The organism is Burkholderia sp. SIMBA_062 (assembly GCF_046534765.1).
GTDB classification, from domain to species: domain Bacteria; phylum Pseudomonadota; class Gammaproteobacteria; order Burkholderiales; family Burkholderiaceae; genus Burkholderia; species Burkholderia ambifaria.
The window spans coordinates 327,410-351,175 of the sequence record NZ_JAWRYD010000003.1 but is presented as its reverse complement, the minus strand read 5'-3'; the positions used below and the strand labels follow the sequence as shown (position 1 = coordinate 351,175).

Here is a 23,766-nt window from a genome sequence, read left to right as displayed (position 1 = left end):
CGCCGGAATTCAAGGCGTACCAGGAAAAGGTGGTCGAGAACGCACGCGTGCTGGCCGAAACGCTGGTCAAGCGCGGCTTGCGGATCGTGTCGGGCCGCACCGAAAGCCACGTGATGCTGGTGGACCTGCGCGCGAAGAACATCACGGGCAAGGCGGCGGAAGCGGCGCTGGGCGCCGCGCACATCACGGTGAACAAGAACGCGATCCCGAACGATCCGGAAAAGCCGTTCGTGACGAGCGGCATCCGCCTGGGTTCGCCGGCGATGACGACGCGCGGTTTCGGCCCGGCGGAAGCCGAGCAGGTCGGCAACCTGATCGCGGACGTGCTTGAAGCGCCGGAAGATGCGGCGAGGATCGAGCGCGTGCGCGGGCGCGTCGCCGAGTTGACGCAGCGTTTCCCGGTATACGGCTAACGCGCTGCAATCGGGTGCATGGTCGGGGGTTCAACTGCTCAGGCGGTTGAACTCGTCTGGTCCGACGCGATTAAAAAAATCCGGCTCGCCGTGTGTGTGCGAGCCGGATTTTTTGCGTTGTGAGCCTACGTGCGAGCCGGCGTTGCTTCACACCGACGCATCGACGTTGGCCTCGAGTTCGCGAATGCGCGCGTCGTTGCGCGTGTCCTTGAGCACCGGCGGCCCCGCGAACGACTTGCGCACACCGAAGCCGTACCAGGTCACCATCAGCACGACCACGAACACAACCAGCACGTAGAGCACCTTCTCGTTCGGCAGCTGGATGCCGACGTAGGCAAGCACGCAGGCGCCCACCAGCCCGAGCAACGCGCACGGCTTCGACCAGATGCCCAGCTGGAACGGGCCTTTTTCGGTCCACGTGCGCCCCTCGGCGAGCATCCCGGAGCCGATCGGCATCGCATACGAGATGAACAGGAACACGGCGCTGCCCGCGCTCAACACCGAGAACGCGTCGCCGTACAGCGTGACGACGATCGCGAGCACCGCGCACGTCCAGATCGCGGGGCCGGGCGTCCGATGGTTGTGATTCACGCTGCGCAGCAGCTTCGACGCCGGCAGCCCGCCGTCGCGCGCAAACGCATACATCATGCGCGACGTCGACATGATCGCGGCGAGCCCGCACACGTAGTTGATGAAGAACATCGCGAGCTCGAGGCACACGCGCAAGGTCTTCGGGATCGGCGCGAGGATCGCTTCGAAGAAGCCGGTGCCCTGTTTCATCGCGGCCGTCAGGTCCGGCATGACCAGCACGAACGTGCACACCATCACGTAGCCGAACACCGCGGACCAGAACACCGAGCCGATGATGCCGCGCGGCACGTTGTTCGCCGCGTCGTGCGTCTCCTCCGACGTGTGGGCGGACGCGTCGAAGCCCGTGATCGTGTAGGTCACCAGCAGCAGGCCGGACAGGAATGCGAGCGGCAGGGTCTGTTTCGGCCATGCGCCGCCGTCGACGCCCGTGAAGTTGGTGAAGGTGACGAGCCGATGCAGGTCGAACGCGACCGGCGAGTAGACCAGCAGCGACACGACCAGCGCGATCGTCACGACGAAGATCAGGTAGCCGGACAGGTCGGTGATCTTGCTCGCGATCTTGATGCCGCGTGCGTTCAGCGTCGCCTGCGAGAGGGTGATGACCACGATGAACGAGGTCTGATGCCACCACGTCAGGCTGTCCGGACTGACCCCGAACATCGGGGCGATCAGCGTCTTGAAGAACGGATCGTAGGTGCCGAAGTTGATCGCGGCGAGCACGAAGATCAGGCCGATCAGATTGAGCCACGCCGTCATCCACCCCCATTTCTTGCCGCCGAGGATGACGCCCCAGTGATAGAGGCCGCCGGCGGTGGGAAACGCCGACGCGATCTGCGACATCGACACCGTGACGATCAGCGCGAACAGCGAGCCGAGCGGCCAGCTGAGGCCGATCGATGCGCCGCCGGTGGCACTCAGCGCCGATGCGTGGGCGCGGACATGGCGCAGCGATGTCGTCGCAACGGCGGACGCGCGCGTGATCGAATCGAGGCACGGACTGCGGCTGCTGACGCAGCCCGCAGATGCGACGCACGCGCGCGTGACGATTCCGGACGGGCGGCGTGGCGACGCGGTGCTGCCCGGTGTGCTCGCAGACATCGCGGCGCGCTACGGCGACGCGACGTCAGACTGGGTGGCGCTGCAACTGGAGTATGCGAAGTAGCGGCGGGGAACCGGCGCACCGCCCGAGGCGCACCGCGCTTCCCCGGACGGGAAACGGCGTTGCGCTCAGGCCGTTGCCGTCCTCCGCGCCGTCAGCCGGTTCCACAGCATCCCGGAGCGGCTTCCGCTGCGGCAATACGCGAGCACGGGCTTTGGTAGCGCATCGACCAGCGCACCGAACGCGTCGACTTCCGCATCGCCGATCCGGTCGCGTTCGACCGGCAGATAGCGTGCGTCGAGGCCGAGTTCGCGCGCGGCGGCCGCGATCTCGTCGAAGGCCGGCTGATCGGCGCCTTCGCCGTCCGGCCGGTTGCAGATCACCGCGCGAAAGCCTGCATTGCGGATCGCCTTCAGATCCGCCGGCGTGATCTGGCGCGACGCGGTGAACCCGGTTGCGGCCGCGGCCCGGCATTGCTCGATCGCGCGCGCGAAACACGCGACCGCGAAATCGACGTCCTGCTCGGTCGTGAAACGGCCGAAGCTGATGCGCACCGTGCGGCCCGCGGTTTCTGCATCGAGGCCGATCGCGGTCAGCACGTGGGACGGCGCGCCGCTGGTCGAGTTGCATGCGGAGGTCGACGACACGGCGAGCGAATCGCCGAGCATGAACGGGAAGAAACCCGGCGTGTTCACCGTGAGGCTCAACGTGTGCGGGATGCGGCGCGCCGCTGCCGCGTTGTGCGTGATGTCGCCGAGCGCGAGCAGCGCGTCCTTCAGGCGCGCGCCGAGTGCCGCGATCCGCTCGGCTTCGCCCTCGAGTTTGTCGGCGGCCAGCTCGCACGCGGTGCCCATCCCGACGATCTGATGCGTCGCGAGCGTGCCCGAGCGCAGGCCGCGCTCGTGGCCGCCGCCGTGAATCTGCGGCGCGATGCGATCGGCGATGTCGCGGCGCACGAACAGCGCGCCGATGCCCTTGGGGCCATACACCTTGTGCGCGGACATCGACAGCAGGTCGATGCCGAGCGCGCGCACGTCGATCGGCGTCTTGCCGAGCGCCTGCGCGGCGTCCACGTGCAGCAGCGCGCCCGCCGCATGCACGATGCGCGAGATCGCGCCGATGTCCGTCAGCGTGCCGAGCTCGTTGTTGACGAGCATCAGCGACACGAGGCCCGTATCGGGGCGAATCGCCGCGGCCACGGCGTCGACGGTGATTTCGCCGTCGACGGTGGGGCTCAGGTAAGCGGCCGTCATCCCGCGCTTCGACAGGTTCGCCATCGTGTCGAGGATGGCCTTGTGTTCGATGCGGCTCGTGATCAGGTGGCGCTTGTCGGTCGCGGCCTCCGCGTAGCCCTTCAGCGCGAGATTGTTCGATTCGGTGGCGCCCGACGTCCAGATGATCTCGTCGGCGTGCGCGCCGATCAGCGCGGCAACCTGCGCGCGCGCGTGCTCGACTTTTTCCTTCGCCAGCCGGCCGGCGGCGTGCGAGCTCGACGCGGGATTGCCGAAGATGCCGTCGGCACCGAGGCAGGCCGTCATCGCTTCGATCACGCGGGGATCCGCGGGGGTGGTGGCTGCGTAGTCGAGGTAGTGCAGCGGGGTGATATCGCTCATGTCCTTCTCTTGCTCTTCTCTTCGGAATGGGAGAAATGATACGAGGTCGGGTGGGGAAAAAGGATCCAAAAGTGGCTGAGAATTTAGCTGGATATGGAATATTGATCTATCTATATCGGATATTGGGGGATATGTTTTCTTTTGAGGGAGGCGGGCATCGCGAATTGGTCATACGGATGCCGCAGCGCGCGAGTCGGTCAGGCCGGCTCGTTTTGATCGGGCCGGTTCGATAAACGATGCGCGTCCTGCACCCAGGCGTGCAGCGCCTGCTCGTATTTCGACGGAATCGTGATCGTGACCGTGGTGAGGCGTGTGACGTTACCCGGCAGGTCCAGATACCGCTGCCACGCCTTGCGAACGAGCTGCGACATTGCCGAGCGGTTCATGCCCAGTTTCGCGGCCAGTTCGCGCTGCGGGCGGCCCTTCACGAAAATCTCGTGCAGCGCCCACTGGTTCACCGGCTTGATTCGGGTATCTTGAAGCCGCAATAGTCGGAACTGTTCGGCGGTCATGCGTCGTGTCTTCTGCATTCAAATTCGCCCCGAATTCGGAAGTGAGGAAATCAGTTTCGCGCCGCAGGTCGTTTCGTGACCGTCGAACGCGGCGGCTTGGCCTTCAACGTTGAAGGCAGGGTCGCCTGCTGCAATCGTGCAGGCGCCGTGGATCGGACACGAACAAGCGTCGCCGAAGCGCGCGACCGCGCGCCCCATGACCTTGCTGATTCCGGCTCCGGATTCGACCCGGCCGCCGTGGGTGTGCATGTCGCCTACCCGGATGATTCCTCGCATATGACTCGTCCTCCGAATGATTCGTGTGGTGGTCGCGTGTTGCTCGCACTGTGCCGCGGCGCCGGTTTGCATCACCACGAATAGCCCTGCATGCCGTAATCGACATCGTGTCGGCGTCCCCACCACGGCAGGTAGGCGTTGTTTCCGCCGCGCGCGCGGAACCAGTCCTTGGTCGGGTCGATCTGCGTGAGATTCGATGGCGGCATGACGACGACGGCGACGGGGTGTTCGGGGTCGGTCGTGCCGGCGACGAGTGCGTTGCCGCCGAAGTGGTTGATTCGGCCGATCGCGAGCGCGACGTCGGTCAATGCGCTGCCTGTTCCCATGTCGCCGAGCAGGGCGGCGGTGTTGAACGTCTGCTTCTTGTGGTCGTATTCCGGAAGCGTTTCGGTCAAGGTTTGCGTGAGCGCGACGAGGCGAGATGACGCTGCATCGCTGCCGTTGCCTGCATCGTGAACGATGTAATTCAGGTCAGTGGCAGCGACGCCGGCGTTGCGTGCCGCTTGCGCGATCGTCGCCTTCCACGCCTGTACGGCGCGCGTCGTGCCGACCTTCGGCGAGAACGCCTTCGTGTCGCCGGCCGCGGCCTTGCCGATCCATGCGAGCGGCTCGCGCTCGGTGTTGAAGTTCGGGCCGGCGAGGAACAGCACGACGAGGTTCTCGTTGATCTGCGCATCCGTGGGCGGGAAGTTCGGGGCGTCCCAGTTCATTGCCCACGCGGTCTTGTCGGGATTGGCCTGCAGGTAGTCCAGCGCCTTGTTCAGCGATGTAAAGCCGGCGTTTGCGCCGCCTTGCGTGATCCGGACATCAGGGGGTGTGTCGCGGCTCCAAAGCGTCTTGGGCGATGGCGGACCGATTTCGAAGCATTGGAGAAACTCATTGATAAAGTACGTCTTCGCTTCGATCGGATCGAGCCTTGGAGGCAGCGCGAGCTCGATATGTATTCCGGCAAGCTCGCGCCAATCTTTGGGATTGTCGGATTTCACGGTGTAGAAATAGCTCGCGTTCGAGAAGTAGCGCGAACGCATCAACACGAGAAACTTGCTTACGTACTTGTGATAGAAACCCTTGAATGTTTCCGTGCCACGATTGCCGTACACCAACGCTCCGATTGATCGAAGCGACGAAAATTTTTCGGGTTTGGTGCGCACCATGTCGTCATTCTTGTTCGGTGTGGAAAGTCCTTGCGTCCACAATAATTGCCATTCGGTTGGATAGTCCATGCGTTGCAACGGATTCAACCACATCAGGCCGACAACCTGCGCGACGAACGGCTTGGCCGGCTCTTCGGCTGCTGGCGCTGCAATCCCCGTGGACTCTAGAACAGGGGCGGCTTGTGCTGGACGCATGATGGCCGTGGTGAACAGAAACACCGTCAGCGCGGCCAAGCCAGGTACGACAAAAAATCGTTTCATCCAATCTCCTATTTCCAAATGTGCGGGGTCGGGTTGTTCGACATACGCCATCAGAGACGCCATGAGCACGATGGCGATCAGCCATGTCGAAACAGCGATGGCGACGCGCCGCGGCCGCGTGGCGATCAGGGGCTTCATACAAAACTCCCGGCCTTCAGATAAAACTCGCCTTCACGTTCGTCCGTGATCGTCGGTCATGCGTCTCAGCGCCGGTTTGCATCACCACGAATAGCCCTGCATGCCGTAATCGACATCGTGTCGGCGTCCCCACCACGGCAGGTAGGCGTTGTTTCCGCCGCGCGCGCGAAACCAGTCCTTGGTCGGGTCGATCTGCGTGAGATTCGATGGCGGCATGACGACGACGGCGACGGGGTGTTCGGGGTCGGTCGTGCCGGCGACGAGTGCATTGCCGCCGAAGTGGTTGATCCGGCCGATCGCGAGCGCGACGTCGGTCAATGCGCTGCCTGTTCCCATGTCGCCGAGCAGGGCGGCGGTGTTGAACGTCTGCTTCTTGTGGTCGTATTCCGGAAGCGTTTCGGTCAAGGTTTGCGTGAGCGCGACGAGGCGGGATGACGCTGCATCGCTGCCGTTGCCAGCATCGTGAACGATGTAATTCAGGTCGGTGACCGCGACGCCGGCATTGCGTGCCGCTTCGGCGATCGTCGCCTTCCACGCCTGTACGGCGCGCGTCGTGCCGACTTTCGGCGAGAACGCTTTCGTGTCGCCGGCCGCGGCCTTGCCGATCCATGCGAGCGGTTCGCGCTCTGTGTTGAAGTTCGGGCCGGCGAGGAACAGCACGACGAGGTTTTCGTTGATCTGCGCATCCGTGGGCGGGAAGTTCGGGGCGTCCCAGTTCATTGCCCACGCGGTCTTGTCGGGATTGGCCTGCAGGTAGTCCAGCGCCTTGTTCAGCGATGTAAAGCCGGCGTTCGCGCCGCCTTGCGTGATCTGGACATCAGGGGGCGTGTCGCGGCTCCAAAGCGTCTTGGGTGACGGCGGACCAATTTCGAAGCATTGGAGAAACTCATTGATAAAGTACGTCTTCGCTTCGATCGGATCGAGCCTTGGAGGCAGCGCGAGCTCGATATGTATTCCGGCAAGCTCGCGCCAATCTTTGGGATTGTCGGATTTCACGGTGTAGAAATAGCTCGCGTTCGAGAAGTAGCGCGAACGCATCAACACGAGAAACTTGCTTACGTACTTGTGATAGAAACCCTTGAATGTTTCCGTGCCACGATTGCCGTACACCAACGCTCCGATTGACTTAAGTGTCGCAAACGACTGCGGATCAGTGCGCACCATGTCATCGTTTTTGTTCGGTGTTGCAAACCCTTGCGTCCACAACAATTGCCATTCGATTGGATAGTCCATGCGTTGCAAAGGATTCAACCACATCAGGCCGACAACCTGTGCGACGAACGGCTTAGCGGGCACCTCGGCTGCTGGCGCTGCAATCCCCGTGGACTCTCGAACAGAGGTGGCTTGTGCTGGACGCATGATGGCCGTGGTGAACAGAAACACCATCAGCGCGGCCAGGCCAGGTACGACAAAGAATCGTTTCATCCAGTCTCCTATTTCCAAATGTGAGGGGTCGGGTTGTTCGACATGCGCCATCAGAGACGCCATGAGCATGGTGGCGATCAGCCATGTCGAAACAGCGATGGCGACGCGTCGCGGCCGCGTGGCGATCAGGGGCTTCATACGAAACCCCCGGCCTTCAGATAAAACTCGCCTTCACGTTCGTCCGTGATCGCCTCGGGTATCTTTCCTTCGCTATTCGTGGCATGTGCCCATTCGTGCATCGACATTCGATCAAGCGTTCCGTATTTAAAGTAGTCGGCGTACGGCTTGTTCGGATTGGAATCGGGAATGCCGTCCCCCATCCGCCAATCGGCCTCGATCCGCAAGCCGTAAAGTTGATCGGGCGTCAGGTAGCACAGCCCTACAGCAACGTCATAGGCAAGCGCGTTCTTGGCATGCTTGGGATTGGTCACCGTCGTGGAGTGGTTGGTTGGGCTATTGGTCGCTCCGCGATCGAGCCAGTCGACGATCTGCTTGTCGCGCCATTCCTTGTAGCCCTCCGGCATCGCGCTTTTGCCGTCCTCGCCGATCACGTGGCCCTCGCGATCGATCCATTCCGTATTCAGCGTTCGGCGCGCTTCCATCCGCATCAACGCGCGATCTTCATAGCGCTGTGCGGCTTCCGTTTCCGCCGTACCTTGCGCGACGCTATCCGCGTTCTTTGCGTTGTACTGGTCGTACGGATCGTCGGCCCGCTTGTCCGCATCGGTCTTGCCCGCGTCGCGCCATGCGGCTGGTGGATCGTTGCCTTCGTTGAAGTCGCTTGTCGCGTCGCCATCCTTCGTTTCAACGGGCTTGCCGAATCGCAGCGCCTTCGGCGAAAACGGATCATCAAGTGCCGGCGCATCCGCCACCACGGTCCACCCTTTCGGCGGATCGGCATTCACACGGAGCATGTTCAACGCTGAACTGATTCCGGTCACGACGAACATCAGGGGCGCTGTTACGAGCGTGGCGGCCACACCGAAGACAGACTCATTACCCTTGATCGCGCCGATCAGATTGAATTTGGCGGGCGGCGATGGCGGATACCAGAAGCCCGGTTTCGTTCCTTGTTTGCCATGCCGCCAATCGTCTTCCCAATATCGGTAGGGTTTCTGAATGCCAACACGGAAGCCGGATGCGAACACCCGCTGCGTCAGGATGCCTGCCGCACCGATATCCTCGAGTTCGTGCTTGCTGATTCCGCGCCAGCCGATGCCTTGAACCGTCACCGCCGAAATCACCTGATCGTGTGGACAGCAATACGCGGTGACGCGGCCATACGTCGATGCATTCAAGCCGTGCCGCGCGCGGTCCTCTTGCGCTGCATAAGACCGGTTGCTCGTCGGCGACACCCGCTTGTTTTCCATGTCTTCATCGATCTTGTCCGCGGGAAGTTCGCATGCTGTGCGAGCGCCGATGATCGATAGAAACTTGCCGAAGGTCTTCGTGCGCGCAGCGTAGGTCTGCCGTCCGCGCTGGCCGCTCGCGTCCTTCGTCGCGCGTTGCGACCATGTATCCATGAACGTATCCGATTTGTACGGGCCGTCCGCATTCGCAAGGCTATACGGCGCATTCGCCAGTACGTAGGCATCTGCGACGCAATGTCCGGTGCGTCCCCACGGGTCTTCGACATCGGGGAAGGCGTCACCGAAGAACGCTGCTGTCAGGCCGACGATGTTGCCTTGGCTATGGCACACGACCGTAATCGGTACGTCGGCCTGCATGCGGCGAATCGACTCGATCAGCCTGGCCAGTCGCAACGCCGCGAGCACGCCGTACGCGCGAGGCGGCGCGCGGTACAGCGGTCGATTGGTTGGATTGATGCCTTGTACAGTCATCCACCCCATCGTTCGATCGTCCAGACCCCCGTGCCAGAGATCGGGCAGGCTTGCACAGCCGTTCGTGAACGGACCACCGCCCCAATAGTCCTTTTCGTTCAGAAAGATCTTGTCGCCGTATTCCTTCAGTTCGGCCGCAGTCGCCCGATAGCCCCATCGGAAATGAATCACCGGCGAAAACGACGGATCCAGCTTGATGTAATTGTCTGGCAGAAAATCGGGATCGAGGAACCCATCCGGCGTCACGCTTTCCGTGTACTTCGCGGGCATCAACTGCCCGGCATCGACGCCGTGATACATCATCTGATCGTCCAGTCGCCCGAGCCTGCGATTCAGACCATTGCACAGCCCTTGCTCCGTTGCATCGAACCATTCACCCTCGGAGTTGACGCCATGCACGAAGATCACGACGCCGGGCAACGGCAATTGCTTGATGCAGATCAGCAGCGTGTTCTTTGCAAACATCGTCACACCCTCGCCGCGGCCGACGACAATCTGCGGCGGCGCCGGCCGCGGCGCAGGAACGTCGGGAGCATCGGCTTTCGTCGCGGGTTGGCCGCCAGGAGCGGCTACCGTCGGCGGATCAAGAAATGAATCGGTCATTCAAACTCCTGCGCATTCCTATACGTTTTTCTTGATGAACCGAACTGCCAGTCTCTCGAACTGGTCGGCATCGACGGCGGGCAGCAGGCCGGCCACGTCGCTCGATACGTTCGATATCGGTCCGGACGGTTTTTGAACCTCGCCTTCGAATCCCGCGGCCGCGTGGCCGTCCGTCGAGCGGACCAGCTTCGGCACCCGGCCAAGCGTGTCTTGAGCGAATGTCGGCATGTCCGCGCTCATACTCGCCGGACCATCCCAAGCATGACCGGCCGACTTCACCGTGAAAGTGCCGGGGCATCCCAGCTCGATATCGCCGCCGCGCAGCCTGAGATACGCGCCACCGGACGTAACGAGCACGACTTCATCACTCGCGGTGCCAACGAGCTTTCCTCCCGCCGCGGTCAATTGAATGTTCTTCGCCGAGTCGACGCGCGTATCGTCGTTCTGCGACTGGATCGTGACCTTCCCCTGATTCGCGATCGCCGACACGCCGTCGCCGTGCGCAAACATCGCGACGCCGCGACCTGCATGCAGATTGATGCGCTCGCCGCTCGTGACTTGCACATGTTGCTGCGCGACCTGATCGATGTTCTCGCCCGCATGGATGACGTGCGTTTTCGGCGTGACGTGGAGCGCCCCGGACTGCGCACCGAATGCGAGCAGCGCGGACGCATCGTCGGCCGCCCCGGCTTGCGCGCGGCCGGGCGTCCAGTTGCGGAATGCACTGGCAACGTTTTCCTGACCGCTGGTGTCGGCAGACTGCCCGCCGTGCTGGCCGGCATAATCGCCAAGCGATTTGAAGAGTTCGGTGCACTGATCGAGCAGGCGAACCAGTTCATCGCGATCGAGCTGACCACCGGTGGCCCGTGTGCGTGCATAGGTCGACAGCAGAATGCCGCGCGCGGCGCGCAACGCGGCGGCGGCATCGGTGCGCAGCTCCGCGCCTTCGCCGCGCGCCTCCCCATGTCCGTTTTCTCGCGGCTGCGTCAGATACCCGAGATTCAATTCGGTATGCGCATGTTCGCTCGCCAACTGCGCCGAGATTTGCGACGGCGTATCGTCCAGACGAAGCTGGTTATAACGCCTGCCGTTGATTTCCTTGGTCTTGATGCCGGAGAGGAACCGGTTGCCGGGAAGCGCACCGGTATGGCTGAAGGTCGCAGGCGGGTTCGCGCCATTGCTCAGGACACCGATGATGACCAGCCGGTCCGGGTCGCCTGCAAGACATCCCAGCAGGACTTCCATACCGACGCGGGGCAGGAAGAGCGTCCCGAAGTTGCCGCCCGCCAGGTTTGCCCCGACGCGAATGGGTGCACTGTCACCGACCCGGCCGTTGGTTCCGGCGCCTTGCGCGTGCGCATGATCGGCCGGGTCGTAACCGTGAATCCGCACGCGCACGCGGCCGGCGTCGTCGCAAAACACTTCCTCTCCCTGCGTGCCGACGATCGTGCCGGTCAGCAGGTGAGCCGGCGGCACATCGATCTTCGGATCGTAGGCGGGCTTGAGCGGCACGCCGCGCCGCACGCACGTGAAGCGGTTCTCGTAGCGCGTGTCGGATTGCTCCGACGGATCGGCGGGTGTCGGCGGAGCGGTTTGCGTCAGGTTACGGCTCGCCGCGAAGAGTCCCTGCGCCCGACTCGCAAGCTGCGTCGGCAGGTTGTTCCGGATATCGTGTCGAACCGACGTGACGACAAACCGACGATGCTCGATCGGCTTCATGTCCAGCTCCGGGTCGCCCGTCAGCGTGAACCAGTGGCCGACCGGCAAATCGCGCACGCTGCTGATCCCGTCGTATCGCTCGGCTTCGAACTGGTGAGCCAGTATCCGGTCGCGCGTGATGCGATCGTGGTCGCTCCACGAATCGCCGACGTGAGGGATGTCGATCGCGACGTCGGTCAGCAGGTGTGCCAGATCGTTTCCCGATTCACCTTGAGGGAGACTGGTGACGGCCATCGAATCGTCGATACGCGCCGTCTTGTAGTCCCACGACGGACGGCTGACCTTGCCGGACGACAGGCTCTGACGGTGCGCGAAGAGCGTCACCGTGTCGCGCTGCGCAGCCCCGGCGTCGCGAGGGTGAAGGCGCAGCGCACCGGCCGGGGCCTCCTCCAGGCAATGCGGATCGTCGCAAAATACGAGCGTATGAACCGGCTGCTCGTCGGTCATGCCGTGCACGCGTCCGACCGGCTCGGCCTTCGCGAAGACCGTGATGCCGTCCCGGCGCAGCAGGCGCCGGATGAAGCGCGCGTCCGATTCGTTGACCTGCCGCGTGAGCTCGCGCACCGGATAGCGTTCGGCCTGCAGCCCGGACAGGTCGAAATCGAACGCGCGCGCGAGTGCGTGGCTGCGCTGTCTCCATTCGCTCATCAGCGTCGCGAGGATTTCCGTCACGCCGCGCGAGCGGAACACGCGGGCGTTCGTGCGACCCTCCATCAACGACAGCGCGTCACACACGTGCAATTGATAGACGGTCAGCTCGCCGTCGGATTGACCGGTCCGCACTTCGCGCACGATCGCATTGATCGCTCGTACGCCGCCCCGATCGGTCGTCACACGAACCGACACGGGCAGCCCGAGAAACAGCGCAGGCGACAGATGGTCGTGGGTGGACACGCAGGTCAACTGCCCTTCGATTCCGAACATCACCCCTTCGTGGATATCGGCGTGATGGAGCGCCAGCAGATGGCCGACCGCGCGTTGCGCGCGCCCGAAATGGAGATCGACTGGCCGCGGGCTCCCGTCAATCAGACCGGACGCAAAATTACGGAGCGTTTTTGCTATCGACATCACGCTAATCTCATTGCTTTGTTCCGAATTCTGATTTATCTGAAATTGAATCTCGGTGCGGTTACGAGCGGTAGTCCGCTAAATAGCGCGGCGGAGATTAGCAAGTTTTTTCGGATCGGAAAATGTATTTTTATTTTGAGATTGCGCGATTTGTCTTTAAGAAACAGTATTTTGCGTTTGTTGCGATCTATTGGTTTTTTAAAAATCTTATGTCGGGATGGGATTGATGATGTCTCGACAATTGTTCGGTGAACTGCGAGGGCGCAGTCAGTTTCTTTTGTCCGATTAACGCAGGTACGGATTTTTTAAAACTCGATTTGTCAGACATGAAAGCTGACGGCCGCATGTTTGCAGTATCAGAAAAGATGAGAACGGGATCGCACTCGTGCCTGCGCGGGCAGTGCGCGGGGGACGCATGATGTCTATGAGGGATTCCCCCGTAACACGCCGGTGAGCGTCACGTCGACACCCGTGGCCCTTCGCCCGGCGCTTTTCCGCCGCGCTTCCCCCCTCCCGCCGCCGATTATTTGCGTTTCGCGAATGGCGCGTTCGCGGGTTGTTCCATACCCGATCGGCGGTCGCGCACCTATCGTTCGGGCGTCGGCTGATTGAATTCGACGCCTGCAACCGGAAAGGCGGCCGCCACTTTCTCGCGACTCACGTCGCGTCGCACACCAAGACAACGGACCTGGCTTCATGCACCCACGCTCCGGCGCGTGCACGCGGACCAATCCACGGAGACAGACATGAAAGCAAACGAGTGGGATACCTCCTATGAGTGGAAGGCGGTGACGCTGCTGGCGCTCGGTTTCGGGCTGGTCGGCCTCGACCGCTGGCTCATCGCGCCGCTGTTCCCGTCGATCATGAAGGACCTGAACCTCACCGCGCAGGACGTCGGCAACTGCATCGGCGTGCTCGGGCTGTCGTGGGGCATTTTCGCGGCGCTGATGGGCGGCATCTCCGACAAGATCGGCCGCCGCAAGGTCCTGATCCCGGCCATCGTCGCGTTCTCGCTGCTGTCCGGCTTCTCGGGGCTCGCCGGCGGGCTGCTCGGCCTGATCGCGATCCGCGGGCTGATGGGGGTTGCCGAGGGGTCGTTCTGCCCGACCAGCTTCGCGGCGACCGCCGACGCGTCGCACCCGCGCCGGCGCGGCCTGAACCTCGGGCTGCAGCAAAGCGGCTTCGCGCTGTTCGGGCTGGCGCTGTCGCCGATCATCGCGACCCAGTTGCTCAACGTCGTGTCGTGGCGCTGGGTGTTCGCGCTCGTGGCCCTTCCCGGGCTGCTCCTCGGCGCGATCATGTTCTTCGTGATTCGCGAACCGAAGCGCACCACGGAGGTCGTGTCGGAACACGCGCCGGCCTCGCTCGGCCATGTGCTCAAGAGCCGCAACATCCTCGTCGCGATGGCCGCGCTCTGTTGCGCGATGACCGGCGTGTTCGTGCTCGGCGCGCTGCTGCCGCTGTACCTGACGGACTACCTGTCGCTCGGCATGCAGAAGATGGGCCTCGTGGTGTCGGCGATCGGCTTCGGCGGCTTTCTCGGGCAGTTCGGGCTGCCGGGCCTGTCCGACCTGGTGGGGCGTCGCCTCGCGAGCATCGTCGGCTTCGCCGGCACGGCGGTGATGCTCTACATTTTCCGCGGGCTCGGCCCGCAGCCGGTCGTGTTGTTCGTCGTCCTGTTCGTCGCGTCGTTCTTCACGCTCGGGTTGGTGTCGCTGCTGTCGGGCCCGGTCGCGACCGAAGCCGCGCCCGTCGGCCTCGTGTCGACGTCGATCGGCGTGGTGGTCGGCTGCGGCGAGATCTTCGGCGGCGGCATCGCGCCGGCGCTGGGCGGCTACGTCGCCGCGCACTTCGGGATCCAGAACATTCTGTGGCTGCCGATGGTTGCGGTGCTGCTCGGCATCGTGGTCAGTCTGCTGCTGCGGGAAACCGCGCCCGCCGTGCTGCAGCGCCGCGTGGGCGTGCAGCCGGCGCTGACGGCGGGCAAGCAGCCGTAACATGTCGCGTGGTCGCACCTGCACCTGCACCCGCGCCGGCCGGCTTGCGAGATTGACACCTGTCGGGTGACAGTGTGACGCTTTGCGCATGCTCCAACCGGCCGGCAGGTGCGGTTAGACTGGCGGTTTCGCTTTCCGGAAAAGGCGCCGCATGGACCGCTTTCTGAGCATCGAGGCATTCGTCAGGGTCGCGGAGGCGAGCAGTTTTGCGGAAGCGGCGCGACAGCTTGGGGTCACCAGCTCGGTCGTGACGAACCGCATCCAGCAACTGGAGAAGTTCGTCAACGCGCCGCTGTTCCATCGCAGCACGCGCCACGTGCGGCTGTCCGACGTGGGCGAGACCTTCTACCGCGAATGCGCCGAGGTGGTCGGTCGCGTCAACGAGCTCACCGACCAGATGCGCGAGTTGCGCGCGACACCGACCGGGCGGCTGCGCATCCAGATGCTGCCCGGTTTCGCGCTCGATCACTTCGGCGTGCCGCTCGCCGAATTCAATCGGCGCTACCCGGGCATCCAGCTCGACATCATCGTCAACGACCGTGTGGTGGACCCTGTCGAAGAAGGGTTCGACATCGCGTTCCAGATCTTCCCGCCGATTTCAGAATCGCTGATCGAGCGGCGCCTGTTCGTGGTCCGACGCCTGTTCTGCGCGTCGCCCGCGTATCTCGAAGCGCATGGTGCGCCACAACATCCGCGCGAATTGCTGCAGCACACGACGGCGCTGTATTCGGGTTATCCCTCGCGCAACCGCTGGACGATGACGCGCGGCGACGAGGTCGTCGAAATGGAATTGCCCGGCATGATCCGCTCGAACTCCGTGCATTTGCTGCGCGAGTACGCGCTGACGGGCGGCGGCGTCGTGTGCCTGCCCACGCTGGTCGCGAGCGAGGCGCTCGTCGCGGGCCGGCTGGTGCCGATCCTCACCGACTTCCAGATCGCGCCGCTGAGCTTCGCCGCCGTCTATCCCGCCACGCAGCGACAGGCGTTGAAGGTGAAAGCGCTGGTCGAATTCCTCGCCGAATACATCGGCGACGAATCGCCGTGGGACCGCCCGCTGCTGGAGCGCGGCTGGGTCCGCTGAGCCGGGCGATTATTCGCGAAACGCAAATGCCGTAGTCGCGCTCCGTTGCCTTGTTGACGGGCGCCCTTGCCCCTAGAGTTGAATCCAACAAGCGGTACAACTCAGGAGACAGCAATGACCGACACGGCATTCCACACCATCTTTGGCTCGCTCGACAGCTACACCAAGGGCGAGATCGAAATCACCAGCGGCAGCGCGCAGCACTACGCCTTTTCGAACGTGTTCGAGGTGGCATCGAAATCGGCCCCCTACGAGAAGGTGGTCGCCGGCAAGAACCTCGAATACGTGATCGAAGTGCTGCGCACCGACGGCCAGTCGCCGTGGTTTGCATGCACGCACGACGAGTTCGCGATTCAGATGGACGGCGAAGTCCGCATCGAATTCATCAAGCTCGACAACCCGCCGACCAGCAGCCGCGGCACCGTGAGCGCCGGCACGCAGCCGGCGGGCCGCGAGATGGGCTACGTCGTGCTGCGCAAGGGGCACCAGGCTCTGCTGCCGGCCGGCTGCGCGTATCGGTTCTCCGCCGTCAAGCCGGGCGTCGCGCTCGTGCAGACCGTGCTCGGCGAACTGTCCGTCGAGAAGTGGGCCGACATCTGCCTGCACTGACCGATCCGACCGCCCCCCATTCGACTATTCCAGGAGACACGTGATGGCCACCCTCGAGACCCTCGATTTTTCCGCAGGCTTTGCCGCCGATCTGGTGCAAGCCACCGAAGCCGATGCCGTCACCGGCTACCGCCGCTTCCAGCTCGGCGCGTTCGCGTTCCAGCGCGACGAATACTTCGTGAAAATCAGCTGGCCGGCGAAGGGCAGCACGCGCACCCATGCGATCCCCGCGGACGCGTTTCTGCGCGCGATGATGCGCGACGTGGCGTGGGGCTTCTTCTACGGCTGGGTGAATTTCGATCACGTGTTCGGCACGCGCAATCACTACGGGAAGGTGGACGTCTATGCCGGCACATTCAACGGAATCCTGAAGGAAGCCGGCGTCGACTACACCGAGACCTTCGAAACGCCGACGATCATGGCGACCTTCAAGGCGATGCTGCACGACTGGACCAACGAAGGCTTCGACCCGTTCGCGGCGCCCGAGGAAACCGGCACGGCATTCGGCCGCAAGCACGGCGAGAACGGCGCGGCGATCGAGCGCACGCGCATCGCGACGCGCCGCATGCCGGGCCTCGAAGGCGACTCGCCGCTGCGCGACGAACTGCCGGTCAACCGCGCGTTCCGCGACGTCGGCCAGGACGAGCCGGAGGTGCATGTGAAGCCCGGCTTCGAAGGCGAGCTGCACGCGTTCAACCTGTTCAAGTACCTGTCGCGTTCGGACGTGACGTGGAATCCGTCGGTCACCTCCGTGTGCGGGCGCAGCCTGTTCTGCCCGACCACCGAGGAATTCATCCTGCCGGTGTTCCATGGCAACGACCGCGTCGAATGGTTCCTGCAACTGTCCGACGAAATCGTGTGGGACATCGGCGACAAGAACACCGGCGCGCCGCGCGCGCGCATCACGATGCGCGCCGGCGACATCTGCGCGATGCCCGCCGACATCCGGCACCAGGGCTACTCGACGAAGCGTTCCATGCTGCTGGTCTGGGAAAACGCGACGCCGGACCTTCCGCAGCGATACGAGAGCGGCGAGCTTGCGCCGTATCCGATCGAATTCTAAGCAGCGCATGCGCGCGATACCGAGGACGATTCATGCAAACCCAACTCTTCATCGACGGCCGCTTCGTTGACGCCGTCGAGCGCGGCACGATCGACGTGCTCAATCCGCACGACGGCTCGCTGATCACGAAAATCGCCGCCGCCACCGCGGCGGACGTTGACTTGGCCGTCGCAGCCGCCACCCGCGCGTTCCCGAAGTGGTCGGCCATGCCGGCGGCCGAACGCGGCCGGCTGCTGCTGCGCCTGGCCGACGCGATCGAAGCCAACGCGGAGGAACTCGCGCAGCTCGAATCGCTGGACACCGGCCACCCGATCCGCGATTCGCGCGCGCTCGACGTGCCGCGCACGGCAGGATGCTTCCGCTACTTCGGCGGGATGGCCGACAAGCTGCAGGGCTCGGTGATTCCGGTCGAAACCGGCTTCCTGAACTACGTGCAGCGCGCGCCGATCGGCGTCGTCGGCCAGATCGTGCCGTGGAATTTCCCGCTGATGTTCACGAGCTGGAAGATGGGCCCGGCGCTGGCGGCGGGCAACACGGTGGTGCTCAAGCCGTCGGAGATCACGCCGCTGTCGACGCTGCGTATCGTCGAACTGATGGCCGAGGTCGGGTTCCCGGCCGGTGTCGTCAACATCGTCCCCGGTTACGGGCATACGGCGGGCCAGCGGCTTGCCGAACATCCGGGTGTCGGGAAGATCGCGTTCACCGGTTCGACGGCGACCGGCCGCCGGATCGTCGAGGCATCGCAGGGCAACCTGAAGCGCGTGCAGCTGGAGCTGGGCGGCAAGGGTGCGAACATCGTGTTCGACGATGCAAACCTCGACGCCGCCATCAACGGCGCCGCGTGGGCGATCTTCCACAACCAGGGGCAGGCGTGTATCGCGGGTTCGCGTCTCGTGCTGCACGAACGCATCGCCGACGCATTCCTCGAGCGCTTCGTGTCGCTGGCGTCGTCGATCCGCGTCGGCAATCCGCTGGACCCGGACACCGAGATGGGGCCGCTCACGTCGAAGCAGCATCTCGACCGCGTGCTGTCGTTCGTCGACGTCGCGCGCGAGCAGGGCGGCCGTGTGCTCGCGGGCGGCAGTGTGCCGCAGGATGCGGCGCTCGCCAACGGCTACTACGTGCGTCCGACGGTCATCGAAGCCAAGAGCGCGGCCGATCGCGTCGCGCAGGAGGAAGTGTTCGGCCCGTTCGTCACCGTGCTGCGCTTCGGCAGCGACGACGAAGCGCTGTCGATCGCCAACGCGACCGAATACGGGCTCGGCAGCGGCCTGTGGACCAACGATCTGTCCCGCGCGCACAGGATGGCAGCGCGGATCGATGCGGGCATGTGCTGGATCAACTGCTACAAGCGCGTCAATCCGGGCAGCCCGTTCGGCGGCGTCGGCCGGTCGGGCTACGGCCGCGAGATGGGTTTCGAGGCAATGCACGACTACACGGAAGCGCGCTCGGTGTGGGTCAACGTCGACGGCAACGTGCCGCCGCACTTCAAGCGCTGAGGCCGAGATGGAGCGCTTCGTCTATCAGGGAACGCCGTCGCGCGTCGTGTTCGAATGGGATGCGCTCGAGCGGCTGCCCGACGAGCTGTCCGCGCTTGGCGCGCACCGCGCGCTGATTCTGTCGACGCCCGAGCAGCAGCCGCTCGCCGAACGGGTCGGCGGCGTGCTCGGCGAGCGGGCGGCCGGCGTATGCGCGCAGGCCGTGATGCACGTGCCGATCGAGGTGGCCCGTGCCGCGCGCGCGATGGCGGCCGAGCTGGGCGCGGACTGCTGCATCGCGATCGGCGGCGGCTCGACGATCGGGCTCGGCAAGGCGATTGCGCTCGAATCGTCGCTGCCGATCCTCGCCGTGCCGACGACCTACGCGGGCTCGGAGATGACGCCGATCTACGGGCTCACGGAAGGCCGGCTGAAGCGCACCGGGCGCGATGCGCGTGTGCTGCCGCGTACGGTGCTCTACGACCCGTCGCTGACGTTGTCGCTGCCGCCGGGGATTTCCGCGGCGTCCGGCGTCAACGCGATGGCGCACGCGGTCGAAGCGCTCTATGCGGAAGATGCGAACCCGGTGATCAGCCTGATGGCCGAGGAGTCGATTCGTGCGCTCGGCGAAGCGTTGCCGGCCATCGTGCGCGCGCCCGGCGACCGCGAGATGCGCAGCCGCGCGTTGTATGGCGCATGGCTTGCCGGCACGTGTCTCGGCGCGGTCGGCATGGCGCTGCACCACAAGCTCTGTCATACGCTCGGCGGCACTTTCAACCTGCCGCACGCGCAGACCCACGCCGCGATGTTGCCGCATACCGCCCACTACAACCATGCCGCGGCGCCCGACGCGCTGCGCCGGGTCGCGCGGGCGCTGGGCGGCACCGACGCGGCCGACGCCGGCCCGCTGTTGTTCCGGCTGAATCGGCAGCTCGGCCTGTCGGCGGCGCTTGCCGATATCGGGATGCCGGAAGCGGGCCTCGACGAAGCCGCCGACCTCGCCTGCCGGAACCCCTACGCGAATCCGCGGCCGATCGAACGCGCGCCGATTCGCGAATTGCTTCAGCGTGCGTGGCAAGGGCACGCGCCGCGGTGAGCGGCCGGCCGCATCCAAGGAGACGAACGTGACGAACGAACATCATGACGGCGACACCCGGCTGACCGAGCAGGTCGTCGCCAGCTTCGACGGTACGCCGAACCCGCGCTTGCGCGTGCTGATGCAGAGCCTCGTGCGGCACCTGCATGCGTTTGTCCGCGAAACGGAGCTGACCGAGGCCGAGTGGATGACCGCGATCCGCTTCCTGACCGAAACCGGGCAGATGTGCGACGACGTCGTGCGCCAGGAATTCATCCTGTTGTCGGACACGCTGGGCGTGTCGATGCTGGTCGATGCGATCAATCATCGTTTCGCCACCGGCGCGACGGAAACGACCGTGTTCGGCCCGTTCTACATCGAGGGCATGCCTGAGCGTGCGTATGGCGAGAACATGGCGCGTACGCCCGGCACGCCGGCCGTCGTGCATGGTCGCGTGCTCGCCACCGATGGTGCGCCGGTGCCGGGCGCCGTGCTCGACGTGTGGCAGACCGCCGACAACGGCATGTATTCCGGACAGGACAAGGAACAGCCGCACGGCAATCTGCGCGGCCGCTACCGGACCGATGCCGAAGGCCGTTATGCGATCACGACGATCCTGCCGGTCAGCTATCCGATTCCGACCGACGGCCCGGTCGGCAAGATGCTCGATGCCACCGGACGCCATCCGTGGCGGCCCGCGCACCTGCACTTCATGATCGATGCGCCGGGCTACCGCAAGCTCGTCACGCATCTGTTCGACGAGGAGGACGCGTATCTGGAGTCCGATGCCGTGTTCGGCGTGAAGCCGTCGCTGATGGTCGCCTATCGGCCGCGTGCGGCGGACGATGAACTTGCGCGCCGGTTCGGGTTGAAAGGCGCGTACCGCGAAGCGACGTATGACTTCGTGCTCGACCGGAGCTGACCGACATGGCTCGATTTTTCGCGGTGTTTGCGACCGACCAGCCCGGGATGCGCGACGTGCGCGACCGCGTGCGCGCCACGCATCGGACCTATCTGCGTTCCGCCGCGCAGCACGGCGTGTATGTGCGGCTCGGCGGCCCGACGCTTGATCCGCAGGGCGATGCGATGAATGGCACGCTGCTCGTCATCGAGGCGGACGACATCGACGCGGTGATGCAGTTCGTCGGCAACGATCCGTACGTGAAGGAAGGGCTGTTCTCGCGGGTCGAGGTGCGTCCGTGGGACTGGAGCCTCGGCAATCCCGAGCGGAGAGTGTGAGCCATGGGCGGCATGCAACTCTGTCGGTTCTCCGAGGTGCCTGACGGCGGTGCGCGGGTCGTCGATGAGGCGGGCATCGGGCGAGCCGTCATCGTCGTGCGGCGTGGGGAGCAGGTGTGGGCGTACGTGAACCGTTGTCCGCATTTCTCGGTTCCGCTCGATTTCGTGCCGGGCAACGTTTCCTGTTACCGGTCGCAGGTGCTGATGTGCGCGCATCACAGTGCGCTGTTCCGGTTCGACGATGGTGTGTGCATCGATGGACCGTGCTCGGGCGCTGGGCTGGAAGCCGTGGCGGTCGAAGTGGATTCGGCGGCGTGGGTGATCTGTCGCGGCGCTTGAGTCGGAAGGTGGGGCTGCCCAACCGTGTTCGGGTGATCGGGCAATCGCATCGAGATGGATGAAATCGGGCATGAGCGGGATTTCATTCACTCTTTCCAATCAGTAAAACTAAGTAATTTTCTGACCCGGATGAAAGAGAAACCGGGATGGGGAAGTCGTTGTTTCACGAAACATCGGTCGAGTGCCCGCGAGACAGCAGGCGGCCGTTCGCATTGACACAAAAAAGACGGAGACACCATGAAACTCATGTTTGGAGCAGCCGCGATGCTTGTCATCGCGCAGGGCGCGTACGCGCAAAGCAGCGTGACCTTGTTCGGTCTGATCGACAGCGGCATCTCGTATGTCAGCAACGAGGGCGGCGGAAAGAACGTCAAGTTCGACGACGGCATCTTCACGCCGAACCTGTTCGGCTTGCGCGGCACGGAAGATCTCGGCGGCGGATATCGCGCGACGTTCGCGCTCGTGAACCAGTTCTCGATGGCGAACGGCAGCATCATCGGTACCGGGATTTTCGGCCGCAATGCGTACGTCGGGATCGAGAGCGACCGCTTCGGCAACATCACGTTCGGCAACCAGTACGACTTCATGGTCGATGCCCTGTTTGCGAAGGGGAATGCGATTTCGATGGATATCAGCGGGCTGTACGGGTTCAGGAATGGGCCGTTCCAGCGTCTTGCGCTGCCGAACAATCCGACCGGCGCATTCGATTGGGACCGAACGGCGGGCAGCAAGCCGGTGGCGAGTTCGGTCAAATACAGTTCGCCGACGATTGCGGGTTTCTCCGGTGGCGTGATGTATGCGTTCGGCGGCGTGGCCGGTTCCATCGGCGCGGACAACGCCGTGAGCGCCGGGTTGAACTACGAGGTCGGGGCGTTCGGTATCGGCGCGGCCTATACGAACGAGAAGTACGGTCCGGCGCCCGGTACCCCGTCGACCAGCGTGCGCAACTGGGGCGTCGGGATGCACTATGACTTCGGCGCGGTGACCGCGAAGGCGTTGCTGACCACCGTCCACAATTCGTTCAACGACGCCGGTGTGTGGATGGCTGAAGCCGGTGGCATGTGGCGCATCAGGCCGGACGTGTTTCTCGGCGCGAAGTACATGTACATGAAGGGCAACGAAGCCGTGAACGACAACCACGCGCATCAGGTCAGCGTCGCGCTTCAATACCTGCTGTCGAAGCGGACGATGGTGTATGTGTCCGGAGACTATCAACGCGCGAACAGCGGCGCGAACGCGCAGATCAATGGCGTGCTCGACCCGAACGGGGCATCTAGTTCAGCGACCCAGGCAGTTGTGCGGATCGGGTTGCATACGATGTTTTGACGGACGCGGCCGCAGCGGCGGCGCGCGGGTCGGCAGGTGTCGGGGCGGAGCTTGCGTCAAGCTCCGCCCGGTTGCGGGCTACCTCGCCGTCGCGGCGCTCTCTTTGGCTTTGTCCTGCTCCGCCAGCGCCGCATCCGCCGCCTGTGCGCGCTGGATGGCCGGGCGTGCCAGGATGCGATCGATGTACGCGCGAATGCGCGGCGTCTCGGGTATCAGCTTGAACATCGTGGTCCAGTTCAGCGCCGAGCCCCACAGCACGTCGGCCGCCGTGAAGCGCTCGCCCAACAGGTACGGCCCTTTTGCCAGTTGCGCGTCGAGCGCGTTGACGACGGCATCGAAATCGCCGTAGGGCGACATCGAATAGGCGGCGGGCGGACGATTCATCGAGCGATCGACGATGGCCGGCTCGAAGCACGAACCGTAGAACGTCATCCAGCGCAGGTACGGCCCGCGCAGCGCGTCGCCCGGCGCAGGCGACAGGCCGGCTTCCGGATACAGTTCGGCCGCGTACAGGTAGACGGCGGGCTGCTCGGTGACGATCACGTCGCCGTGACGCAGCGCGGGAACCTTGCCCAGCGGATTGATCGCGAGGTAATCGGCTTCGTGATGCTTGCCGGTCGACAGATCGAACGCGTGCAGTTCATAGTCCGCGCCCAATTCCTCGAGCAGCATGCGGGCGCCCGCCGATCGGCTGCGCGGGGAATGGAACAGGGTCAGGTGACGGTCTTGCGGCATGGCGGGCTCCGGTGTGCGATCGGGACAAGGTTTCCAATGTAGGTGGGTTCCGGGCCGCCGTCTTGGAAAAATCCGCTGTGGCGGTGCATCATTACGCAATCCTTCCACCCG

18 protein-coding genes and 3 pseudogenes are annotated in these 23,766 nt (G+C 64.2%); 12 read left to right on the top strand and 9 right to left on the bottom strand.

Annotated elements, in window-relative coordinates; all coding sequences use genetic code 11:
* A pseudogene (gene glyA / locus SB786_RS04970) lies at nucleotides 1–413 on the top strand (serine hydroxymethyltransferase); the annotation flags it as partial.
* A 147-nt stretch (nucleotides 414–560) separates the two neighbouring features.
* Here the strand turns inward: glyA and SB786_RS04965 are convergent.
* Nucleotides 561–1,928, bottom strand: a pseudogene (locus SB786_RS04965) (amino acid permease); the annotation flags it as partial.
* Here SB786_RS04965 and SB786_RS04960 point away from each other — a divergent pair.
* Nucleotides 1,900–2,166, top strand: a pseudogene (locus SB786_RS04960) (thiamine biosynthesis protein ThiJ); the annotation flags it as partial. The pseudogenes SB786_RS04965 and SB786_RS04960 sit on opposite strands and share 29 nt — an antisense overlap.
* Nucleotides 2,167–2,231: 65 nt before the next feature.
* On the opposite strand, the gene SB786_RS04955 reads toward SB786_RS04960, so the two are convergent.
* The 7 genes from SB786_RS04955 to SB786_RS04925 all read right to left on the bottom strand — a co-directional run bounded on the left by SB786_RS04955 (nucleotide 2,232) and on the right by SB786_RS04925 (nucleotide 12,713).
* Complete coding sequence (locus tag SB786_RS04955) at nucleotides 2,232–3,716, bottom strand: aminotransferase class V-fold PLP-dependent enzyme (RefSeq protein WP_410726450.1); 1,485 nt, start codon at nucleotides 3,714–3,716, stop codon at nucleotides 2,232–2,234.
* 197 nt (nucleotides 3,717–3,913) lie between these two features.
* Nucleotides 3,914–4,228, bottom strand: coding sequence for a TrfB-related DNA-binding protein (locus tag SB786_RS04950; protein WP_034177281.1), 315 nt, complete (start codon nucleotides 4,226–4,228; stop codon nucleotides 3,914–3,916).
* A gap of 18 nt (nucleotides 4,229–4,246) precedes the next feature.
* Nucleotides 4,247–4,504: a PAAR domain-containing protein gene (locus tag SB786_RS04945; protein ID WP_006761954.1), complete on the bottom strand. Its 258-nt coding sequence runs from the start codon at nucleotides 4,502–4,504 to the stop codon at nucleotides 4,247–4,249.
* Nucleotides 4,505–4,575: 71 nt separating this feature from the next.
* Nucleotides 4,576–6,057, bottom strand: coding sequence for a virulence factor (locus SB786_RS04940; RefSeq protein ID WP_410726449.1), 1,482 nt, complete (start codon nucleotides 6,055–6,057; stop codon nucleotides 4,576–4,578).
* Between the two features lie 81 nt (nucleotides 6,058–6,138).
* On the bottom strand, nucleotides 6,139–7,620 hold the full coding sequence (locus SB786_RS04935) for a virulence factor (protein WP_410726448.1): 1,482 nt from the start codon (nucleotides 7,618–7,620) through the stop codon (nucleotides 6,139–6,141).
* The gene (locus SB786_RS04930) at nucleotides 7,617–9,926 is read right to left on the bottom strand and encodes a hypothetical protein (RefSeq protein ID WP_410726447.1); all 2,310 of its coding nucleotides are present in this window, start codon (nucleotides 9,924–9,926) and stop codon (nucleotides 7,617–7,619) included. Before SB786_RS04930 ends, SB786_RS04935 begins: the two co-directional genes overlap by 4 nt.
* Nucleotides 9,927–9,944: 18 nt before the next feature.
* Nucleotides 9,945–12,713 carry a type VI secretion system Vgr family protein gene (locus SB786_RS04925; protein WP_410726446.1) on the bottom strand — a complete coding sequence of 923 codons (2,769 nt, stop codon included), beginning with the start codon at nucleotides 12,711–12,713 and terminating at the stop codon, nucleotides 9,945–9,947.
* 746 nt (nucleotides 12,714–13,459) lie between these two features.
* On the opposite strand from SB786_RS04925, the gene SB786_RS04920 reads away from it, so the two are divergent.
* The 10 genes from SB786_RS04920 (at nucleotide 13,460) to SB786_RS04875 (ending at nucleotide 22,920) form a co-directional block, all read left to right on the top strand.
* Nucleotides 13,460–14,710, top strand: coding sequence for an MFS transporter (locus SB786_RS04920; protein ID WP_410726445.1), 1,251 nt, complete (start codon nucleotides 13,460–13,462; stop codon nucleotides 14,708–14,710).
* A 151-nt stretch (nucleotides 14,711–14,861) separates the two neighbouring features.
* Entirely contained in the window at nucleotides 14,862–15,791 is a 930-nt protein-coding gene (locus tag SB786_RS04915; protein ID WP_166721636.1) for a LysR family transcriptional regulator, read from the top strand.
* Nucleotides 15,792–15,905: 114 nt separating this feature from the next.
* Nucleotides 15,906–16,400 (top strand): hydroxyquinol 1,2-dioxygenase, encoded by a 495-nt coding sequence (locus tag SB786_RS04910; protein WP_410726444.1) that lies wholly within the window; start codon nucleotides 15,906–15,908, stop codon nucleotides 16,398–16,400.
* Between the two features lie 43 nt (nucleotides 16,401–16,443).
* Complete coding sequence (locus SB786_RS04905) at nucleotides 16,444–17,463, top strand: hydroxyquinol 1,2-dioxygenase (protein WP_410726443.1); 1,020 nt, start codon at nucleotides 16,444–16,446, stop codon at nucleotides 17,461–17,463.
* Between the two features lie 32 nt (nucleotides 17,464–17,495).
* Complete coding sequence (locus SB786_RS04900) at nucleotides 17,496–18,962, top strand: aldehyde dehydrogenase family protein (RefSeq protein ID WP_410726442.1); 1,467 nt, start codon at nucleotides 17,496–17,498, stop codon at nucleotides 18,960–18,962.
* Between the two features lie 7 nt (nucleotides 18,963–18,969).
* Entirely contained in the window at nucleotides 18,970–20,037 is a 1,068-nt protein-coding gene (locus SB786_RS04895; RefSeq protein WP_410726441.1) for a maleylacetate reductase, read from the top strand.
* Between the two features lie 28 nt (nucleotides 20,038–20,065).
* On the top strand, nucleotides 20,066–20,938 hold the full coding sequence (locus tag SB786_RS04890; RefSeq protein WP_410726440.1) for an intradiol ring-cleavage dioxygenase: 873 nt from the start codon (nucleotides 20,066–20,068) through the stop codon (nucleotides 20,936–20,938).
* 5 nt (nucleotides 20,939–20,943) lie between these two features.
* Nucleotides 20,944–21,255, top strand: a complete 312-nt coding sequence (locus tag SB786_RS04885; protein ID WP_012365279.1) for a YciI family protein — start codon at nucleotides 20,944–20,946, stop codon at nucleotides 21,253–21,255.
* 3 nt (nucleotides 21,256–21,258) lie between these two features.
* Nucleotides 21,259–21,594 (top strand): Rieske (2Fe-2S) protein, encoded by a 336-nt coding sequence (locus tag SB786_RS04880; RefSeq protein ID WP_410726439.1) that lies wholly within the window; start codon nucleotides 21,259–21,261, stop codon nucleotides 21,592–21,594.
* 237 nt (nucleotides 21,595–21,831) lie between these two features.
* On the top strand, nucleotides 21,832–22,920 hold the full coding sequence (locus SB786_RS04875) for a porin (protein WP_410726438.1): 1,089 nt from the start codon (nucleotides 21,832–21,834) through the stop codon (nucleotides 22,918–22,920).
* Nucleotides 22,921–22,998: 78 nt separating this feature from the next.
* Here SB786_RS04875 and SB786_RS04870 read toward each other — a convergent pair whose 3' ends face one another.
* Nucleotides 22,999–23,655 carry a glutathione S-transferase family protein gene (locus tag SB786_RS04870; protein WP_410726437.1) on the bottom strand — a complete coding sequence of 219 codons (657 nt, stop codon included), beginning with the start codon at nucleotides 23,653–23,655 and terminating at the stop codon, nucleotides 22,999–23,001.
* Between the last annotated feature and the right edge of the window lie 111 nt (nucleotides 23,656–23,766).

Excerpts from the sequence above, each read along its gene's own strand:
- SB786_RS04935 (WP_410726448.1), bottom strand. The coding sequence starts at position 7,620 with ATGAAGCCCCTGATCGCCACGCGGCCGCGACGCGTCGCCATCGCTGTT.
- SB786_RS04900 (WP_410726442.1), top strand. The coding sequence starts at position 17,496 with ATGCAAACCCAACTCTTCATCGACGGCCGCTTCGTTGACGCCGTCGAG.
- SB786_RS04930 (WP_410726447.1), bottom strand. The coding sequence starts at position 9,926 with ATGACCGATTCATTTCTTGATCCGCCGACGGTAGCCGCTCCTGGCGGC.
- SB786_RS04885 (WP_012365279.1), top strand. The coding sequence starts at position 20,944 with ATGGCTCGATTTTTCGCGGTGTTTGCGACCGACCAGCCCGGGATGCGC.
- SB786_RS04915 (WP_166721636.1), top strand. The coding sequence starts at position 14,862 with ATGGACCGCTTTCTGAGCATCGAGGCATTCGTCAGGGTCGCGGAGGCG.
- SB786_RS04940 (WP_410726449.1), bottom strand. The coding sequence starts at position 6,057 with ATGAAGCCCCTGATCGCCACGCGGCCGCGGCGCGTCGCCATCGCTGTT.
- SB786_RS04920 (WP_410726445.1), top strand. The coding sequence starts at position 13,460 with ATGAAAGCAAACGAGTGGGATACCTCCTATGAGTGGAAGGCGGTGACG.
- SB786_RS04875 (WP_410726438.1), top strand. The coding sequence starts at position 21,832 with ATGAAACTCATGTTTGGAGCAGCCGCGATGCTTGTCATCGCGCAGGGC.
- SB786_RS04945 (WP_006761954.1), bottom strand. The coding sequence starts at position 4,504 with ATGCGAGGAATCATCCGGGTAGGCGACATGCACACCCACGGCGGCCGG.
- SB786_RS04955 (WP_410726450.1), bottom strand. The coding sequence starts at position 3,716 with ATGAGCGATATCACCCCGCTGCACTACCTCGACTACGCAGCCACCACC.
- SB786_RS04905 (WP_410726443.1), top strand. The coding sequence starts at position 16,444 with ATGGCCACCCTCGAGACCCTCGATTTTTCCGCAGGCTTTGCCGCCGAT.
- SB786_RS04870 (WP_410726437.1), bottom strand. The coding sequence starts at position 23,655 with ATGCCGCAAGACCGTCACCTGACCCTGTTCCATTCCCCGCGCAGCCGA.
- SB786_RS04910 (WP_410726444.1), top strand. The coding sequence starts at position 15,906 with ATGACCGACACGGCATTCCACACCATCTTTGGCTCGCTCGACAGCTAC.
- SB786_RS04925 (WP_410726446.1), bottom strand. The coding sequence starts at position 12,713 with ATGTCGATAGCAAAAACGCTCCGTAATTTTGCGTCCGGTCTGATTGAC.
- SB786_RS04895 (WP_410726441.1), top strand. The coding sequence starts at position 18,970 with ATGGAGCGCTTCGTCTATCAGGGAACGCCGTCGCGCGTCGTGTTCGAA.
- SB786_RS04880 (WP_410726439.1), top strand. The coding sequence starts at position 21,259 with ATGGGCGGCATGCAACTCTGTCGGTTCTCCGAGGTGCCTGACGGCGGT.
- SB786_RS04950 (WP_034177281.1), bottom strand. The coding sequence starts at position 4,228 with ATGACCGCCGAACAGTTCCGACTATTGCGGCTTCAAGATACCCGAATC.